The sequence below is a fragment of the Rhizobium sp. SEMIA 4085 genome, assembly GCF_013004495.1.
Classification (GTDB): Bacteria; Pseudomonadota; Alphaproteobacteria; order Rhizobiales; family Rhizobiaceae; genus Rhizobium; species Rhizobium gallicum.
The window spans coordinates 1-4,219 of record NZ_JABEPH010000445.1 but is presented as its reverse complement, the minus strand read 5'-3'; the positions used below and the strand labels follow the sequence as shown (position 1 = coordinate 4,219).

Below are 4,219 nucleotides of genomic sequence, written 5' to 3'. Positions count from 1 at the left end.
ATCTCAATGTGCCCCTCGGCAAGGCCAGCGTCAGAAGATTTGCCGATCAGGAAATCTTCGTCGAAATCCAGGAAAACGTCCGCGGCGAAGACGTCTTTGTCGTCCAGTCGACCTCCTTTCCGACGAACGATCATCTGATGGAACTGCTGATCATGATCGATGCGATGCGCCGTTCGTCCGCGCGCCGCATCACGGCTGTTCTTCCCTATTTCGGCTATGCCCGCCAGGATCGCCGCGCCTCAGGTCGCACGCCGATCTCCGCGAAACTGGTCGCCAACCTAATCACCGAGGCCGGTGCCGACCGCGTTCTGACGCTCGACCTCCATGCCGGCCAGATTCAGGGATTCTTCGACATCCCGACGGACAACCTCTACGCCGTCCCGGTTCTGACGCGCGATATCAAGGCCAATTACGACATCAGCAACGTCATGGTCGTTTCACCGGACGTCGGCGGCGTCGTCCGCGCCCGTTCGCTTGCCAAACGCCTCGACTGTCTTCTGGCGATCGTGGACAAGCGTCGCGACCGCCCAGGTGAATCCGAAGTCATGAACATCATCGGCGACGTCGAAGGCAAGGATTGCCTGCTGATTGACGACATCGTCGATTCCGGGGGCACGCTTTGCAACGCCGCCGATGCGTTGCTGGCCCAAGGTGCGGCTAGCGTCACCGCCTACATCACGCACGGCGTTCTTTCCGGGGGCGCGGTCACCCGCATCACCTCGTCGAAGCTGCGCGAACTGGTGATCACCGACTCGATCCAGCCGACCACGGCCGTCCAGTCCGCCCACAATATCCGCGTCATCACGACCGCAACCCTTATCGGCGAAGCGATCAACCGCACCAGCCAGGAAGAATCTGTTTCCAGTCTCTTCGACTGAGAGTTTTCTTCGTCGGCAAAAGATAGGCAAGGTTGTATTTTCGTCTTCTTCGGCGGCCCGCTTTCGGCTAGTCTCACGCAAAGTGATTTGCATGGGAAGCCATATGACGGCAATCAATATGAAAAGTTCAGTAGGCTCGAAGCGCTTTGCGATTCTCGCGCTTATTCCCCTGCTTTCCGCCTGCCCGGTAGAGGTCGATCCCGGTCCATCGCGCCCGCCGCCCCGCCCGTGGCCGCCGCAGCAGCAAATGTGCACCATGGAATATGCGCCGGTCTGCGGCGAACGCGGCGGCCGGCTTCAAACCTTCGGAAATGCCTGCCAGGCCCGCACCAGCGGCTTCATGATCGTCGGCCGCGGCGAATGCCGCCGCGCCCCGCCGCCCTTTGCGCGCCCCGAGCCGGATCGTCCCGGGCGCCCCGACTGGCCTGATCGCCCGGACAGACCTGCCCGTCCGGAACGTCCGGGCGGCATCTGCACACGCGAATATGCGCCGGTCTGCGGGCAGCGCGGCCGTCAGACACAGACCTTCCCGAACCGCTGCGAGGCAGGCAATGCAGGCTTCCGGATCATCAGCGGCGGCGAGTGCCGTTTCTGATCATCGGCGCCGATGCCCGGCGATGATTTTTGGCCCAAAGGACTGGCCGCCTAACCCGGCCGTGCCAAAACGGTTTGGAAAGGCGGGGCACCGTGTCAACTTGACTTCACCCAAGACCTCGATTGGCGCAAACCGCACAATATCCAACGCATCGAATGTAACGGAGAATTGTGCCTCTATTTCGGATGCCCACTTGATGGCGGGCTCGAACATGGACCCTGGGATCTTCATTGCGATCGTGCAATGAGGCACCCAGCGATCGGGGCGATAGTGCTCAAGACAGAGCGCTGGGTCTATTTCACGATGGACGGCCGCGTGAAGTTGCAGCAGCCGGTCATTCGATAAAGGACGCGCCCACAATACTAAGAATTCGTTTTGAAAATAGCCAATACCCGAAAAAGTCACGGCTATTGCCGATTGCGCGCCTAAAATTCTCGACAGCACATCGGTGGGCGCAAAATCCTCATACACCGCTAAGGTCACATGCGGAGGATAGTCTAGGGCCTTCATCGAAGGAGCAGGTTCGAACGCGGCCGCTTCCTGCCAAAGCTCGACTATCGGCAATGCGGTCTCGTTTAAGCATTTCAGACTTATCGCATGAGGCATGCGCGAAACGCCTCCAACGCCATTGTCGGTTTTAGGCGTCCAGGGCGGCCGTGACAATCATTGTCGCCTGATGCTCAGCAAAATCACTCCTGCTTATCCGGCCCCTTGAGCTGCTGGCCATTGACGGTCACCGTGCCATCGGGGATGACCGTCACGTCCCAGCGCTGCCGGCCGTCCGGATCTGTCTTGGCAAAACCCTTGACCATCAGCATTCCGAAGGACGCCTGATTGAGCTCGGGATTGGTCTTGGCAAGCTCCTGAACCGCCGCGATGGTCTTGTCGTAGTCGCGCGCCAGAATGGAGGCCTGCAGCGCATAGTCGTCCTTGCCCGCATCGATGCGGCTCTCGACCTTTGCGGATATGTCGATGTCGTAGACGCCGGACTTGGCGCTGACCTTCGAAAAGTCGATCACGAACCTGCCATCGCGGAAAAGCCGCTCCACGGCCCTTTTGCCCGCGTCCTCCCCGCCCTGCGGCGGTTTGGTGAGATCAAGTTTCATGAATTCATCACCGAACGCCGCAAAATCCATATCCGGGATGGCGAACTGCACAACGACTGCCTGGGGCAGAAAGGCGGAATAGGCGGCCGGAATCATCGGGCTGTCAAATGTGACGTCGGCAGCATTCAATGCAACGCCAAGCTGCGTTGCATTGCTCGGCCCATTTACAGCCAGGCGGTAGCCGAAGCTCTTGGCGCCGCCTCCACCCGCAGCACTCGTCACTGCAAGATTGTTGAGGGTGATGGTTTCCTCAAGCGAAGAGATCAGCGGAAAAGCATCGCGCAGCATGCCCTTCAGCTTTTCCTCGCTCTCCTTGCTCATCTGCTTTTCCTCGGCATGGTCGACTGCGAAGACGACAATGTCCCTCAATTGCTTTGCCGGCAGGCTGTTGACCTTGGCGTCGAAATCGATGGTATCGGCAGTGATCTGGAGCGGCGGCATTTCCTTCCCGCTCACCTGCTCGGCAAACGCTGTCAAAGTGCCGTTCGCTGCAAAGTCCGTCCTGTCGGCGGAAGCGCCATCAGCGGAGGTGAGCTTGTATTTCACGTCGCCGAAGCTGGCATTGACCTGTTCGGTATCGGTCGCGGTCGTGACTTTGATATCCTTGGCGCTGAAATCGCCGGAGCGGAAATAGCTGATCGCCGGATCGAAGACCGAAGTATAAACCATTGAGGCGATGGAATAGGTGAAATCGGTGCGCTTCTGGTCCGGTCCCTTGAAATGTCCGGAAACGTTCAGGCTGTTGTCGCCTTCGACATTCCAGAGCCCGTTGTCCTGCGGCGTGGCGAACATCGAAATCGGTTTCAGGCCGTTGATCGCAAAATCCGCCGGGTTGACCTTGGAAAGCAGCTTGGCCAGGTCATAGATGATCTCGTAGCGCGAACCGGCCGGATTGACGGCGACGACGCCGCTCTTGGCAATGTCTTCGGGCAGCAGGCTGTTGAGATTGTCGCGAATGGCGTTTGCTCCATCCCGGTCGATCTCGGCCGCATGGGCCGCCGTCATCAATCCGAGAACAACCGCGCTCGTCGCCGTCATCAGCCTGTACCGCATGAAAGTGCTCCTCCGCCTCGTCGATCGGCGGTCATGTGAAATGTGCGCGGTCGGATGTCAACTCAGGCTTGCCGAAAAGGCAAGCCCTGTAGCAGCTGAATCGCAGTATTTAAAAACCGAATTTGATGCCGGTCCCGTCTCTATTGTATTACGGCGTAGGATTACTCTGTTTGGCAGTATCCTGGCACTGACCGGCAACCCGAGAGATAGGGCCCGCGTCGCCTTGCGTTTCCGCTTCACTTATACTATAGCGCACGCGTCCGCGCAGACACCCTTGGAGGCAACGCGGATGAGGAAGGCCCAAACGCCCCTCCAGTCACCGGAAGGATGATTCCGCACGGAGACTCTCCAAATAACCTCGAAAGGAATAGCCATGAGCCAGGAAACTTACGAGCTCAAGGCCGAGGCGCGCGAACGGGTTGGTAAGGGGTCCGCCCGTGAACTTCGCCGCAACGGTTTGATTCCCGCTGTCATCTATGGTGACAAGCAGGCCCCCATTTCTATCGCTCTCAGCACCAATGAGGTGACGAAGCGCATTCATGCCGGTAGCTTCATGACCACTGTTGCGACAAACGCCGGCGGCGGCG

At 59.1% G+C, this 4,219-nt stretch carries 4 protein-coding genes and 1 pseudogene; 3 read left to right on the top strand and 2 right to left on the bottom strand.

Going from position 1 to position 4,219, the window contains the following annotated elements; genetic code table 11:
• Both C9413_RS28695 and C9413_RS28690 read left to right on the top strand, forming a co-directional pair.
• The coding region (locus tag C9413_RS28695) for a ribose-phosphate pyrophosphokinase (protein WP_170251249.1) at nt 1–878 on the top strand (878 nt) is incomplete at its 5' end.
• Nucleotides 879–996: 118 nt separating this feature from the next.
• Nucleotides 997–1,473, top strand: a complete 477-nt coding sequence (locus tag C9413_RS28690) for a Kazal-type serine protease inhibitor (RefSeq protein WP_246703873.1) — start codon at nt 997–999, stop codon at nt 1,471–1,473.
• On the opposite strand, the gene C9413_RS28685 is transcribed toward C9413_RS28690, so the two are convergent.
• Nucleotides 1,474–2,037: a 2'-5' RNA ligase family protein gene (locus C9413_RS28685; RefSeq protein ID WP_246703872.1), complete on the bottom strand. Its 564-nt coding sequence runs from the start codon at nt 2,035–2,037 to the stop codon at nt 1,474–1,476.
• Nucleotides 2,038–2,162: 125 nt separating this feature from the next.
• Nucleotides 2,163–3,632, bottom strand: a complete 1,470-nt coding sequence (locus C9413_RS28680) for a hypothetical protein (protein WP_039845473.1) — start codon at nt 3,630–3,632, stop codon at nt 2,163–2,165.
• Between the two features lie 373 nt (nt 3,633–4,005).
• Between C9413_RS28680 and C9413_RS28675 the strand changes: the two are divergent.
• Nucleotides 4,006–4,219 (top strand): annotated as a pseudogene (locus C9413_RS28675) (50S ribosomal protein L25); the annotation flags it as partial.

Excerpts from the sequence above, each read along its gene's own strand:
- C9413_RS28690 (WP_246703873.1), top strand. The coding sequence starts at position 997 with ATGAAAAGTTCAGTAGGCTCGAAGCGCTTTGCGATTCTCGCGCTTATT.
- C9413_RS28680 (WP_039845473.1), bottom strand. The coding sequence starts at position 3,632 with ATGCGGTACAGGCTGATGACGGCGACGAGCGCGGTTGTTCTCGGATTG.